This is a genomic window from Lachnoclostridium sp. An14 (assembly GCF_002160755.1).
Classification (GTDB): domain Bacteria; phylum Bacillota; class Clostridia; order Lachnospirales; family Lachnospiraceae; genus Lachnoclostridium_A.
On sequence record NZ_NFLE01000023.1, the window covers coordinates 37,562 to 50,748 of the forward strand.

General features: G+C 58.8%; 10 protein-coding genes. 6 read left to right on the forward strand and 4 right to left on the reverse strand.

The genetic code is table 11. The features are described 5' to 3' along the window. Positions 1 to 98: 98 nt before the first annotated feature. The 4 genes from B5E84_RS13120 to B5E84_RS13135 form a co-directional block, all read right to left on the reverse strand. Positions 99 to 1,853: an RHS repeat domain-containing protein gene (locus B5E84_RS13120; protein WP_087223477.1), complete on the reverse strand. Its 1,755-nt coding sequence runs from the start codon at positions 1,851 to 1,853 to the stop codon at positions 99 to 101. A 33-nt stretch (positions 1,854 to 1,886) separates the two neighbouring features. Then, on the reverse strand, positions 1,887 to 3,116 hold the full coding sequence (locus B5E84_RS13125; RefSeq protein ID WP_087223479.1) for a hypothetical protein: 1,230 nt from the start codon (positions 3,114 to 3,116) through the stop codon (positions 1,887 to 1,889). 230 nt (positions 3,117 to 3,346) lie between these two features. Then, positions 3,347 to 4,261 (reverse strand): LysR family transcriptional regulator, encoded by a 915-nt coding sequence (locus B5E84_RS13130; RefSeq protein ID WP_087223481.1) that lies wholly within the window; start codon positions 4,259 to 4,261, stop codon positions 3,347 to 3,349. After that, complete coding sequence (locus B5E84_RS13135) at positions 4,252 to 5,235, reverse strand: LysR family transcriptional regulator (protein ID WP_087223483.1); 984 nt, start codon at positions 5,233 to 5,235, stop codon at positions 4,252 to 4,254. The genes B5E84_RS13130 and B5E84_RS13135 overlap by 10 nt, the downstream gene beginning before the upstream one ends. Positions 5,236 to 5,400: 165 nt before the next feature. Here B5E84_RS13135 and B5E84_RS13140 point away from each other — a divergent pair, with 165 nt between their 5' ends. The 6 genes from B5E84_RS13140 to B5E84_RS13165 all read left to right on the forward strand — a co-directional run bounded on the left by B5E84_RS13140 (position 5,401) and on the right by B5E84_RS13165 (position 13,168). Further along, positions 5,401 to 6,687, forward strand: coding sequence for an SLC13 family permease (locus B5E84_RS13140; protein WP_242963370.1), 1,287 nt, complete (start codon positions 5,401 to 5,403; stop codon positions 6,685 to 6,687). Between the two features lie 54 nt (positions 6,688 to 6,741). Beyond that, positions 6,742 to 8,541: a CE1 family esterase gene (locus B5E84_RS13145; protein ID WP_087223529.1), complete on the forward strand. Its 1,800-nt coding sequence runs from the start codon at positions 6,742 to 6,744 to the stop codon at positions 8,539 to 8,541. A 246-nt stretch (positions 8,542 to 8,787) separates the two neighbouring features. Beyond that, the gene (locus B5E84_RS13150) at positions 8,788 to 9,744 is read left to right on the forward strand and encodes a 2-hydroxyacid dehydrogenase (RefSeq protein WP_087223531.1); all 957 of its coding nucleotides are present in this window, start codon (positions 8,788 to 8,790) and stop codon (positions 9,742 to 9,744) included. Between the two features lie 46 nt (positions 9,745 to 9,790). Then, entirely contained in the window at positions 9,791 to 10,909 is a 1,119-nt protein-coding gene (locus B5E84_RS13155) for an iron-containing alcohol dehydrogenase family protein (protein ID WP_087223485.1), read from the forward strand. A gap of 333 nt (positions 10,910 to 11,242) precedes the next feature. Continuing rightward, a complete protein-coding gene (locus tag B5E84_RS13160; protein WP_087223487.1) occupies positions 11,243 to 12,022 on the forward strand; it encodes a PhzF family phenazine biosynthesis protein in 780 nt (259 codons plus the stop codon). Between the two features lie 123 nt (positions 12,023 to 12,145). After that, the gene (locus B5E84_RS13165; RefSeq protein ID WP_087223489.1) at positions 12,146 to 13,168 is read left to right on the forward strand and encodes a DMT family transporter; all 1,023 of its coding nucleotides are present in this window, start codon (positions 12,146 to 12,148) and stop codon (positions 13,166 to 13,168) included. Positions 13,169 to 13,187 lie beyond the last annotated feature (19 nt).

Consider the following 13,187-nt stretch of genomic DNA (forward strand, 5'->3'; position numbering starts at 1 on the left):
CCGCTGCCTGCTCCCATTTCATATCCATTCATTCCATCATATCCACTGGAATCCACTCCGTCTCATTCCATTCTGTCCCATATCCTATGTAGTTCCGTTTATCCCATCCAACCCGTCTCTAAATACGTCTCCACCCGGGTTTCCAGCTCCGAGCTGCGATTCCAATACTCCAAATCACCAGCCAGAACCCGTTCTTCCGTATTTCCGTCCCGGTAGGAAATCCGGTGGCGGTAGACGGGATTGTCGCCGGTGTAGTCCGCTTCCAGCATTTCCTGGGCGATGTCCCCGGTGCTGTAGGTGATGGTGGAGCGGGAGAGCGTCCAGCTCTCCTCGTCCAGGCGGGAGAGGGACTGGCCGCCGTTATAGGTAACGTCCTCCTGATATTGATAGAAATCCCCGTCCCCGTCGTAGTCCGACCAGTAGCGGGTGACGGCGGACATTCCGTTTGCCCTGGTTTCTGTGGAATCGGTCAAGGTGCCGGTGTCATCATACTGGTAGGTCACCACCGTGTCCCCGGTGCCGTCGGAATAGCTGGTGACCTTCCTGGCGGGCAGACCGTCTTCCCGGTACTCCCAGACCGTGGTCTCCGTCCGGCCGTCTGGTTTAGTCACGGTCTGAGAAAGGGGCGAGTGGCTGGCGTTATAGCGGGACACGGTCACCGCGCCGTCCGCAGAGCGGCTGGTGGAGGTATAGCTGCCGTCTTCGCTGTAGAGGATCTCCTGGGAGGAGGTGGGGCCGTTTTCGTCTCCGTCTTCGGAACGGTAAGAGAGGTAGGCCCCGTCCGCGTCCCTGGTGGAATACTCCGTACAGGAGTAAGCGCCGTCCGCTGCCTCCGTCCGGGAATAGGTGGAGGTGATGCCCACCTGGGAAACGGTTCTGGACGTGGTCATCGTTCCCAGCTCGTCGGTGGAAATGATTTCCTCCATGCCTGGGGAGCGGGTGTTACGGGTGTCGGCGATGAGCCGGCCGGATTCCCCGTCCCGTTTCACATAGTAGGAGAGCAGGCCGTCCCGGTCATAGGAGTATTCCTCCACGGTGGAGGCGTCCCCAAAGAAGGAAATCTTCTTCGTGACCTGAAGGTCGTCAGGCCGGTGCCAGGATTCTTCCTTCGTCTGATTTCCGGATGGGGAGGTGGAGGTGACCAGAAGGCGGAAAGCGGCGGCCGGGCCAGTTCCCTCGCTTGAGAGCGTCCGCTCCTTTAAGATTCCCGTCTGAGCGGTATAGGCGGCGTCGTAATAAGAGAGAAGTTCGCCGTTTTCCCCGTAAACGCTTTCTCCCTGCGCCCAGCTGCCGTCGGAGGAGACGGTGCGCTCCGTGAGCAGCTGTCCCGTTTCATTGTAGGTGTAGTCCGTTTGGGTGGTGATTCCGTCCACGGAGACGGTCACTTCCTTTGTGGGAGAGAGCAGGCTGTCTCCCCAGGTCTCCTGCTGCTCCCAGGTCCCGTCCCCGTATTCGGTGGTGGTGCGGTAGTAGCTGCGGGGAGAAACGTCCCTCTGTATAGACTCATAGGTGTAGGTGGTATTGGTCTCTGCGTCATAATAGACGGACTGTTCCGAGACGGCGTCCCCGTTTTCCCCGTAAGAGCGGGTGATGGTGCGGGTGGAACCGTCCCGGTAGCGGTCTGCCGTGACCGTATTGTTGCCGTTTTGATCGTATTGATATTCCGTTACTTCCCTGGTGCCGTCGTCGTACTCCGTAGTGATCCTGGAAACCTGTTTTTCCTGAGCCATGGCCGTGATGGAAAAGCAGGGAAACGCCGTCGCGGAGAAGGCGAGAACCGCCGCAGCGGCGAGAGCTGCCGCTCTGGGAGCCCGTACCGGACAGAGGAAAAGGGGATGATTCATTTTTTTCATTTCATATGCTCCTTCCTGTCATCTGGGCGCTGGTCAGCCGGCGTTCCAGGATGTTTCCGCGTAGTCCGCCAGCCGGCCGATGATTTCCATCAGGCGGAAGTTGCGCTCCGTGTCGTTGATCAGGATTTCTTCCTTCACGGTGCCGTCCCGGTAAACGGTCCTAAGCTTGGATCCCCCGTCAATGCCCTCGTCCACTTCCAAAATTTCCTGAGCCACGTCCCCGTGACTGTAGGTGATCAGATACTGGGCCAGGCCCGGTTCCGGATTCGCCTCGGAGAGGACGGCAGTGCGGCCGTTGGAAAGGCGGAGCTCCGCCACGTCCTCCTGTTCCATAAAGGTGAGGAAATGATTTCCGTCTTCCGTATCGGAGAAGGTGAGAAACTCCCCGTCCCAGCCGGAAATGGAAAAGGATTTCCCGGTATCGGTGGTGATGGAGGCAGACGCTCTGCTGTCGTCCACTCTCCAGGCGCCGGAGACGGCGGGCTGATCCCCTCTGGCAAGCTGGGAGGAGAGTGTTTCCCCGTCCGCGTTCCCCGTCAGCAGGAAGGAAAGGCCGTCCGCGGTGCGCAGGGAAAGGGAGGAAGTGCCATCCCCTTGTGTTTCCATGTGGAAATTGCCGCTGCGGCCGTCGCCGTAGTCCACGGAGTAGTCCAGAACCGTGAAAAATCCCCCTGCGTCCATAAGGGATGTGTCATCCAGATACAGGCTGCCCAGGTACATGGCAAAGGGATTGGCGGTGGACCAGGCCATGGTGCGGGTGGAGCCGTCTGTTCGGGAGATGTTCACTTCCAGGGAAAAGCTGCCGTCCTCCCCCAGGGAATCCCGCGACTGGCAGAGCGTTCCCAGGTAGTCCTGTTCCCGGGAGAGGGTGCTGCCGTCTTCCCCGTAAGAAGTGGTTCTCTCCAGGAGCACCGTGCCGTCCTCCCTCGTTTTCACGTAATGGGTGACGTTTCCGCTGCCGTCGTAGGTGGATTCCTCGGTGATCCGGGAGGTCCCGGAGGAGGAAACGGTCTGTTTCCACTGAGGCAGGCCGTTTTCCCCATAGGTGGTGGAGGTGCTGGTGCGGGAGCCGTCGGCCATGGCCTGCGTTTCCCGGATCAGGTTTCCGCTGCTGTCATAGACGTACTCTGTCTGATCCCTGGTGCCGTCGGTGTACTCCGTGGTGATGGTGGTAGGATTGGCTGCCAGGGCCGGAAAGGCCGGCTGGACGGCCAGGGCAAGGGCCAAGGCCGCCGCCGCGCCCCTGCTGATACACGTTTTCATATTCCTCATCTCCTTATACTGTGAAAACATGAAAATTGGGAACCGTTCCGCCGTGCCATTTATCCTGTTGCGACCGCCGCAGAGCCGGCTGACGGGAAATGTCATGGGCCGTCAAAGGATTCCTGCCGGGCGTCCGTCCCATAGAAATATAGGAAAAAACATCCCTTAAGGAACCGGCTCCCCGCGGCGTTTTGCCCTATGGTTCCCCATGGCGGAACGGCAGTGGAAAATTATGGATGTTTCCCGTTTGCTTCCTCCTTATTGTACGCCCTTTTGGAGAAAAAGGAAAGGCATAAACGGTGAAAGGCCTGGGATTCCCGGTTGGGGGCGGCGTATTTGGGATAGGCCAGAATCCGGTAATAGGGCTTGGACGGAGAGAGGGATAAAAGGCGGCAGCCCGTCCCGGGGCGGATCATGGATTCCGGGAGAAGGGCGATGCCGGTGCCGGCCCGCATTAAGTCCCTGGCTACGAGAAAATCCTCCGCCTCGTACACGTTTCCGGGGTAGAGGCCCCGTTCGCTTAAAATCTCATTTTCCAGGGTACGGAAGGAGCTGCCCTCCCGCAGCAGGATAAAGGGCAGTTCCCGCAGATCCTCCAGGGACACATTCTCCTGTCCTGGGGAGAGAAGGACGTCGGGAACGGCGGCGGCCAGGCGGTCTGTCCCCAGCGTCACCTGTTCCAGCAGGCTGTCCCCGGTGGAGAGGAGGCAGAGCAGGCCCATGTCCGCCAGCCCGTTTAAGAGCCAGTGGCGGACCACGTGGGAATCCGCCGGCTGCAAATCAAAGCGGGCATCCGGAAACTCTTTTTGCAGCTGTGGAAGGAGTTCCTCGGAAACCGCCTGGAAAAACTGGGGGGAGGAGGCGATCCGCAGGGAAACGGCCCGGGAGGAAAGCCTGGCGATCTGCTGATAGGTTTCCTGTTTCACCGTCAGGATCTCCTGGGCGTAGCGCAGGTAGACAGCCCCCTCTCTGGTGGGGAGAAAGCGGCCGCCCTCCCTCCGGAACAGAGGGAAACCCACCTCCTTTTCCTCCCTGGCCAGCCTCTGGCTGAGGGCGGAGGGGGAGATAAAAAAGGGCTCCGCCGCCTTCGTCAGGCTCCCTTCTCTGGCCAGAGCCAGCAGATATTCCGTGACCGTCACGTCCATAATCCCGTTTCCTCCTGTTCCATGTTTTTTTCCATATAGTAAGACGCGTAGTTGCGCAGGTACACCGGAGCGCCCCAGTGTTTCATGGTGAGCTGGATGAGATACCGCTCCGCCTCCGTCAGCCGGTGCCCCTGTTTCAGGGCGATGCCCTGGTAGGCGATGAGCTTGGGGCGGAAGGAGTAGACGGAGATGGAGTCTCCCGGGGAGAAATAGGCCCTGGGAATGAGGGTGGCGCCGCAGCCGTTTCGCACCATGTCGTAGAGCAGGGGGAGAATGTTGGAACGGAAGGCGATGTTGTTCTCCAGCCCGGCCTTTTTTAACAGGTGCATGACGGTGGAGTAGTGGGAGGTCTCCGACTTGCTGATGAGCAGAGGGGTATCCCGCAGCTTTTCCAGGTGGATGGCCGGCAGCTCGCTCTCCGGGGTGATGGCGGAGGCGTCGTAGGAGAGAGGATGGCCCGGCGGCAGCATGAGCACCAGCTCCTCGTCGGCGATTTTGATAAATTCCAGGTCCGGCAGGCTGGTTTCCGTGGCCCCGTAGAGGCTTAAGGTGACGGAACCGTCCAGGAGGGAGCGGCGCAGCTCGTTGTTGCGGCCGGAGATGAAATCTAAGTCCACCTCCGGGAAACGCCTGCGGAAATCCTGGAACACGCAGGCGAAGGTCCTGGCTCCCCGGATGGGGCTTCCGCCCATGACGATGGCTTCCGTCCCGCCGCCGGCGGAAATGGCCATAGCGTGGGCCATCTGGCTCTTGAGCTGGAGAACCCGGCGGCAGCCGTTTAGATAGATCTTTCCGGCGGGAGTGAGGACGGCCTGTTTTTTGGAGCGGATGACCAGGGGTGTGCCCAGCTCGTCCTCCAGGGCGGCCAGCCAGCTGCTTAGGGCGGGCTGGGAGACGGACAGCCTTGCGGCGGCCCGGTTTAAAGATCCTTCCTCCGCGATGGCGGCCATGTACTGCATCTGGCGGGTATTCATGAAAAATCCTCCTGAAAATATTATAAATTTTTCTAAAATATTATATAAACAAAACGAGTTTGTCAAGAAACTATGTATAGATTATACTAAAATCAAGCCCAGGGCAAGGAAAAATAATGAAAAAGCCATAAAGAAACTAATAAGAAAATCTTAGGAGGAAAAGTAATGGAAAATATGCAGATGTATATCGTTTTGGCGATTACAGCGTTTATGATCATCTCCTTCCTGATTGGAAAGATCCCCTACGGAGTGACGACTATGACCTGCTGCGCCCTGCTGGCGATCACAGGCTATTACGATGTCCCCCAGGCATTTTCCGGCCTGGCAAATAAAACCACCATTCTCATCGCTGGAATGTTCGCCCTGGCATACGCCTTCGGCAAAACCAGCCTGATCAATAAGATCCGGGCGAAAATGACGGCAATCAAGGGAAAGAGCGGCATGGTGCTGCTGCTGTTCCTGTTTGGCATCACCATCATTCTCTCCCAGCTCATGGGAAGAACGGCGGTTCTGTCCATTATGATCCTGTTCGTGGCATCCCTGGACGACGCGGATGAGATGTCCCCCTCCAGAATGGTTGCGGCGATCTTTGCCATCATTGCCGCGTGGAGTTTAAAGGTGCCGGTGGCCCTGGGCGCGACCATGTCCGCCACCGCCAACGCCTACTATGAAGGCATCGTCTCCGACCCGGCCCTGATGCTCCAGACCGGGGATTTCATCAAGGTGTCCCTGATCCCCTGCGTCGCCCTCACCGTTTACTGCCTGTTTGCCTGGAAACTGATTCCCAGCCATCCCATTGACAGCAGTGACGTCAAAGAGGTGAAAAAGACGGAGGCCATCTCCAAAAAAGATGAAATCTGCATCAACGTGGTGTTTATCGGCGTGATGATCGCCTTCTTCTTTGGAAACAAGCTGGGCAGCTTAATGAACCTGGCTCCCGCCGTAGGCGTCCTGATTCTCATTTACACCAAGTCCCTGAAGGTGAAAGAGGCGGTCAACAGCATGACGGGAGACATGGTCTGGATGATCGCAGGCGTGCTGGTAATGTCCGACGCCATGGGCAGCTCCGGCGTGGGCGAGCTCATCGGAAAGGGCATTTTGAGCATCCTGGGCGAGAACCCCAGCAGCTGGTTTGTGCTCACCGTATTTGCCATCGCCACCATCGTGATGACCACATTTATGTCCAACACGGGAACGGCAGCCATCCTGACCCCCATCGCCGCCAGCATGGCCCTTGTGGCCGGCATGGATCCCAGGGGAATCGTGCTGATCATCAACATTGCCTCCATCATGGCAATCGCCTTCCCCAGCGGCTCTGCGGAGTGCGCCCTGATGTTCGCCGCGGGACGTCACAGCCCGGTGGGCCTGCTGAAATTTACCCTGCCTTACCTGGCGCTGGCCGTCATTACTTTGGTTATCAGCGTCAGCATATTTTTCCCGGTGTACCCGTAAGAGAGAATGCCTGTGATTTCAGGCCTTTGGAATATGGAAAAGGAGGAAACGATCATGGAAGACATCTTGAAAATGAGAGCCCAGGCCCTTCCCGACCCGGAGAGCCTGACCATCGACCCGGAACACTACTACCGGCAGGTGATCTGCGGCTATTATCAGTTTGACTGCGCGGTGAAGGAAAATGTGACCCGCTCCGCGAAATTCTACATCCCGGAAAACACGGTGTTCAATCAGCCTACCATCTTCGTGGCGGTGCCGGACGGGGAGGACAGCTGGGAGTTTCTGGTAAAAAGCGGCTGGAAACAGATGGCGGACGAAAAATCCCTCTCCATCGTGGTCATGGAGCCGGAAAACGGCGCCTGGGGCGATGAGGAGGCGGAGATAGAGTACATCACCGCGTTAAACGAGGACGTGAGCTTCCGCCCCTTCTTCTGCGCCTTCCCCTCTAATTTCTACGGAGTGGCCTACGGCGCGGCGGCGGACATCCTGGCAAAGCAGACCAGGAGATTCCCCAAGTGCTGGGCGGGAGCGGCCATTTTGGGCTCCCGGGGAATGACAAAAGAGGAAAAGGAGTGGCTGGAGGAGAAACCTACCAAGGTGCCAGGCGTCACCTGCAGCCAGGTGCAGATGCCGGTGTGGATCGCCGCCCCGGAGCGCTCAGAAACGGTGGAACGGGAGCTTTCCTATTACAGAACGGCCAACCACAGCGGGGAAGAATGCGCCTGCCCGGCGGACGGCGCCCCCGCGGTCTGGCTCCCGAAAAAGGGAGGTACGGTGGACGAGCACTGGTGCGCCAAGGTGGTGTTTGACCGTAAGTCCTGGGAGGACTGTGTGGGCTACTCCTACAGCGCCGCCCTCTACGAAGAAGTTTTCCGCGGCGTCTACCGCTATCCGGGAAACGGAAACGGCGCTCTCCGCTACAACCAGGACATCCGCGCCCGCGGTTTTGAAAAATTCTCCGCCAAGGTGGCCGGCGGGTTCTACGAGGACGGCCGGGACAGCTACCGTAGAGAGTGGTGGGTGTATGTGCCGGAGACGGCGGACACCTCTAAGCCTATGCCGGCGGTGTTTGTGTTCCACGGGGCCGGCGGCAGCTGCGACGAGATCGCCGACCGCTCCGGATGGGCTTACGTGGCGGAGAAGTACGGCTTTCTCATTCTCTGCCCCGGCGCCTCTGTCCCCAACCGGGTCCGTCACGTGAGCAACATGGTGACCAACGAGATGCTCCGCAGTATGTGGAACACCGGCAACCCCCAGAAGGAGCGCCCGGCGGATATGCTGTTTATCGACTACCTGTACCAGTGGCTCACCGCCCACTACAACGTGGATAAAAGCCGGATCTACGCCAGCGGCCAGTCCTCCGGCGGCATGATGTCCTGGGCCTGCGCCGCCTACCGCCCCGACTACTTCGCGGCCACGGCCCCCGTTTCCGCCAAGTGCATTGACATTGAGTCGGAGCACCCCAATCCCCCGGTGGATGGCTCCATCATCCCGGTGATGACGAACCTGGGGCTGGAGGATAATATGTTTAAGGGCGGCTACGGCACCCCCGACGCCAAATTCCTGGTGGATCACTGGTGCGGCCGGTTCCATCTGGAGCCGGGCTGGGAGGGCTACACCTACGACGACGGCGGCCAAAATTGCAGTTTCCAGGACGGCCTCTTTACCAACTACATCTTCCGCACGAAAGCTGGCGTCCCCCTGCTGCGCTGCGTGGAGGCGGCCACAAAGGCTCACGCCATCTGGCCCTCTGAGTGCGAAATGGCCTGGACGGAGTGGTTCACCAAGTTCTCCAAGGACCCGGAGACGAAGGAACTGTATTATGAAGGGAAAAAGGTGGAGATCGAGGCGTAGAGTTTCCGCAAAATAGAGAAAAGAAGAACGTCAACCCTGCGCGGGAAAATCCGCGGGGCTGGCGTTTTTTGGATGCACACGCCGCGCAGAGAAAAAAAGCTGCCGGCGGCATTTGCAGTTTCCGGCCCCCTGTTTTCCGGTGTTTCCCGCCCCGTCCGTTTCCCACTTGTCCCGCCCCGCTCCCTGTGCTATACTTCTTACAGATTGTGGAAAACCGCTTTGCGGGCGGAAGATTGGGAGGAAAAGATGAGCAGAAAAATTGTAATCGTAAACGCGGAAAAGATGGACTATGACCACCGTTTGGACTTCTCTGTGGTAGAGGGAGAGGTGGAGATTTATCGGGACAGCACGGAAGGAGAGATGGAGGCCCGCGCCCAGGGGGCTGAGGTGCTGGTGACCAAGGAGCTGCCGGTGTCCGGCGAGCTGATCCGCCGCCTGCCGGAGAGTGTGAAAATCATCTGTGAGGCCGGCACCGGCTACAACAACATCGACTTAGACGCCTGTAAGGAGCGTGGGATCATGGTCTGCAACGTGCCGTCCTACTCCTCTCAGCGGGTGGCCCACACCGTGATCATGATGATTTTGAATTTAAGCAGCTCCATGGTAAAGCAGCAGCGGATGCTCTTTGAGGGCAACCACGACAACTTCACCAAGCGACTGATGGTAGACCACCGGGAGGTGAACGGCAAAGTCCTGGGCGTGGTGGGCGCCGGCCACATCGGGATGGAGGTCATCCGGGTGGCGAAGGCCATGGATATGGAGATTCTGGCCTATTCCCGCAGCAAGCGGGGAGAGGTGGATGGGATCCGCTATGTGTCCTTAGAGGAGCTGCTGCGGGAGAGCGACTACATTTCCCTCCACTCCCCCCTGACGGAGGAGACCCGCCACATGATCGACGGGGAAAAGCTGGCTATGATGAAACCCACCGCCTTTTTGATCAACACCGCCAGAGGCGCCCTCATCGACGAAAAGGCCCTGATTAAAGCCCTTCAGGACGGCGTCATCGCCGGGGCCGGCCTGGATGTGCAGGAGGAGGAGCCGCCAAAGGAGGACAATCCCCTCTACACCATGGACAACGTCCTTCTCACCCCTCACATGGGCTGGAGGGGGCTGGAGACGAGACAGCGCCTCTTAGACCTGACCGCCGCCAACATTAAGGCCTATATGGACGGAAACCCCATCAACGTCATCGTTGGGAAATAAAATACTTAGAGTACGCAGGAAAATAAAAAACAGGAGGTAATACCAGATGAACTATTCCTTTTATATGCCCACCCGCCTCATCCAGGGCCAGGGCTGCGTCCGCCGGAGCGCCGCAGTCTTTGCCTCTCTGGGTACGAAAGCGTTTATTGTAACAGGAAAGCACTTCGCCCGGAAAAACGGTTCCCTGGACGACGTGACCGCCGCCCTGACGGAGGCCGGACTTTCCTGGGAAGTGTTTGACGAGATTATGAGCAACCCCACCATCGAGGTGGTTTACCGCGGAGCGGAGCGGATGCGGGCCTGCGGGGCGGACTTTGTCATCGGCATCGGCGGCGGATCCCCCATGGACTCCGCCAAGGCCATCGCCCTGCTGTACAGCCAGGAGGTGAAGGAGGAGAACCTGTTTAGCGGCTCCTATGAGGACTGCCTGCCGCCTATGGCCATGATCCCCACCACCGCCGGCACCGGCTCCGAGGTAACCCAGTACGCCATTTTGACCAACGACGCCAAGGAGACCAAGACCAGTGTGGCCTCTGACCTGCTGTTTCCCACAGTGGCCTTCCTGGACGCTGGCTATATGAAGTCCCTGGGCCGTGCCACCACCATCCACACCGCCGTGGACGCTCTTTCCCACAACGTGGAGGGAATGATCTCCAAGCGGGCCACCGTCATCAGCGACGCCCTGGCAAAAGAAGGCATCCGGAGGTTTCGCCTCTGTCTGGAGGCCCTCCTTTCCTGGGACGGACAGACGGAGCTGCCCCTGGAGGTGCGGGAGGAGCTGCTCTGCGCCTCCACCATCGGCGGCATGGTCATCGCCCACAGCGGCACCACCGCCGTCCACTCCATGGGCTATGAGCTCACCTACTTCCACGGGACGGACCACGGCCGTGCCAACGGCCTGCTGATGGCGGAATTTTTAAAGATCGCCGCGGAGCGGATGCCGGAAAAGACGGCGGACATCCTGGAGGCCCTCTCCATGAACTCTGTGAAGGAGCTGGGAGAAATGCTGAAAGCCATCCTGGGCCCGGAGCCGCCCCTCACGGAGGAGGAGGCCCTGCGCTACGCCGCCATCGCCGTACAGGCGAAAAATATCAAAAACGCCCCCTTTGAGCTGACAGAGGAGGAAGTGCGGGAAATCTACCGGAAATCCCTGGTCCGCGGATAAAGGGAAATGACCGGCGGGCGAAATGCGGTTTTGCCCGGAAATGGATTTGCCGCTCAAGCGGATCAGCCTGCAAAAAACGGATTCTTCGGAGTCCGTTTTTTGCGTCACAGGAGACACATTCCCGATCCCTTTCGTTTCGCCCCGGACGCCCCGTCAAATCTGCCCAGGAAAGGGAAATCCATCTGCCGGACGTATCGGATTTCCTAATATTTACATTAAGAATATTTGTTTTACTTATTTCACTTCCCGGACTACAATAAATGCAATCCTATATAGGCATTTTGAAAGAAAAAAAACCATTTCACAGGGAAAAAGAGACAGGAGGAATGAAAAATGAAGTACTATGTGGTTGACGCGTTCGCGGAGAAGGTGTTTGAGGGAAATCCCGCCGGGGTCTGCATCCTGGAGAGCTGGCTGTCCGACAGTCTCATGCAGGACATTACCAGTGAAAACAACCTTGCGGAAACGGCTTTCGCCGTAAAAGAGGGGCACAGCTATCGTTTGCGCTGGTTTACGCCGGGAGGAGAGATCGACCTCTGCGGCCACGCCACCCTGGCCACGGCCTACATCCTGTTTCGTTTCTATGAGCCGGAGGCGAAAACGGTCACCTTCCAGACCCAAAGCGGAACTCTGGAGGTGGTTCGGGACGGGGACCGTCTGGAAATGGATTTCCCCGCCTATGCCCTGACCCCGGTGCCGGTGACGAAGGAGCTGGTGGATGCCATCGGCCTGCGCCCGGCGGAAGTCTGGAAGGGGCGGGATCTGGTCTGCGTCCTGGAGCAGGAGGAACAGGTTTACAGCCTTCAGCCGGATCTGGCCAAAGTGGAAACCCTGGACGGGCTGCTGCTCCACGTGACGGCGAAGGGAACGGATTACGACTGCGTCAGCCGCACCTTCGCGCCGAAAATGGGGGTGGCGGAGGACGCGGTCTGCGGCTCCGGCCACTGCCACATCATCCCCCTCTGGGCCGGAAAGGCGAAAAAGGAAATCTTCCGGGCGCGGCAGGCCTCCAAACGGGGCGGAACCCTCTACTGCCGGAAGGTGGGAGACCGGGTGAAACTGGCGGGAAAAGCAGCGCTGTACCTGGAAGGGGAGCTGCTGGTGGAAAAGTAAGGCGGGAGGCAGAGAGAAAATCCCTCCTTTCCCAGTTGACAATTCTCCCCGCCCCCGCTATGATGTCATTAAGTACATTAATTATTAAGAAACTGCAACGTGAAAAGGGGAGGTTACACAGCAATGGAACAGTTTGAGAAAAACGGACGGGCCGCGGCTGCCGGAGGGGGAACCGGAGCGGCGGATTCCAGCGGATTAAAGAGGCAAAAACAGACGGAGCGCAAGGCCTGCGCCGCCGCTCTCTGCGGCAACGCCATTTTCGGTTTCAGCTTTCTGGCGTCCAAGATCGCCATGGACGCGGCGGAGCCGCTGGTGCTTTTGGCGGCCCGGTTCCTGTTTTCCCTGGTGTTTATGACGGCCCTGGTGGCGGTGGGAGCGGTAAAGCTGCGGCTAAAAGGCAAGCGGCCCGCCAGGCTCCTGCCTCTTGGCATCTTGCAGCCGGTGATCTATTTCCTCTGCGAGAGCTACGGCATCAAGTTTACCAATTCCTCCTTCGCCGGGACCATGATCGCCCTTATTCCTCTGGCCACCCTGTTTCTGGGGATTTTCCTCCTGGGGGAAAAATGCGGCCTGCGCCAGGTGGGCTGGGCCGTCTGCTCCTTCATAGGCGTGGCGGTGATTTCCCTTTCCGGCAGCGAGGCGGGAGTGGTGTCCGCCAAGGGAATCCTGCTCTTAATCGGGGCGGTGTTTGCCAGCTCCCTGTTTATGGTGTGCAGCCGGAAACTGTCGGAGGAGTTTACGGCCTTTGAGCGGACGTACGTGATGTTTCTGGTGGGCGGGGCCTTCTTCACCGTGGCCGCAGCCGCCCAGCTACGGTTTGACGGGGCGGCCATCGCGGCGGAGATTGTCCGCTGCGGGCGGGCCGATTTTCTGCTGGCGGTGATCTATTTATCCCTGATCTCGTCGGTGGCCGCCTTCATGCTCATCAACTACAGCGCTGGTAAAATCGAGGCCAGGCGCTCTGCCTCCTTTGCCAGCATTTCCACCGTGGTGTCCATTGCCGCCGGGGTGCTGGTGTCAGGAGAGCCGTTCGGGCTGGCGCAGCTTTTGGGCTCCGCCCTCATTCTTCTCGGAGTGTACCGCTTAAACGCCGGAGACGAGAGGGCAGAGGAGGTGGAGAGCCCGTCCCATCAAAGTCTTGCATGAGCCGCATGACCATGATATA

What these genes read in the sequence shown, in the direction of transcription:
- B5E84_RS13120 (WP_087223477.1), bottom strand. Translation starts at nt 1,853, where the DNA reads ATGAAAAAAATGAATCATCCCCTTTTCCTCTGTCCGGTACGGGCTCCC.
- B5E84_RS13125 (WP_087223479.1), bottom strand. Translation starts at nt 3,116, where the DNA reads ATGAAAACGTGTATCAGCAGGGGCGCGGCGGCGGCCTTGGCCCTTGCC.
- B5E84_RS13130 (WP_087223481.1), bottom strand. Translation starts at nt 4,261, where the DNA reads ATGGACGTGACGGTCACGGAATATCTGCTGGCTCTGGCCAGAGAAGGG.
- B5E84_RS13135 (WP_087223483.1), bottom strand. Translation starts at nt 5,235, where the DNA reads ATGAATACCCGCCAGATGCAGTACATGGCCGCCATCGCGGAGGAAGGA.
- B5E84_RS13140 (WP_242963370.1), top strand. Translation starts at nt 5,401, where the DNA reads ATGGAAAATATGCAGATGTATATCGTTTTGGCGATTACAGCGTTTATG.
- B5E84_RS13145 (WP_087223529.1), top strand. Translation starts at nt 6,742, where the DNA reads ATGGAAGACATCTTGAAAATGAGAGCCCAGGCCCTTCCCGACCCGGAG.
- B5E84_RS13150 (WP_087223531.1), top strand. Translation starts at nt 8,788, where the DNA reads ATGAGCAGAAAAATTGTAATCGTAAACGCGGAAAAGATGGACTATGAC.
- B5E84_RS13155 (WP_087223485.1), top strand. Translation starts at nt 9,791, where the DNA reads ATGAACTATTCCTTTTATATGCCCACCCGCCTCATCCAGGGCCAGGGC.
- B5E84_RS13160 (WP_087223487.1), top strand. Translation starts at nt 11,243, where the DNA reads ATGAAGTACTATGTGGTTGACGCGTTCGCGGAGAAGGTGTTTGAGGGA.
- B5E84_RS13165 (WP_087223489.1), top strand. Translation starts at nt 12,146, where the DNA reads ATGGAACAGTTTGAGAAAAACGGACGGGCCGCGGCTGCCGGAGGGGGA.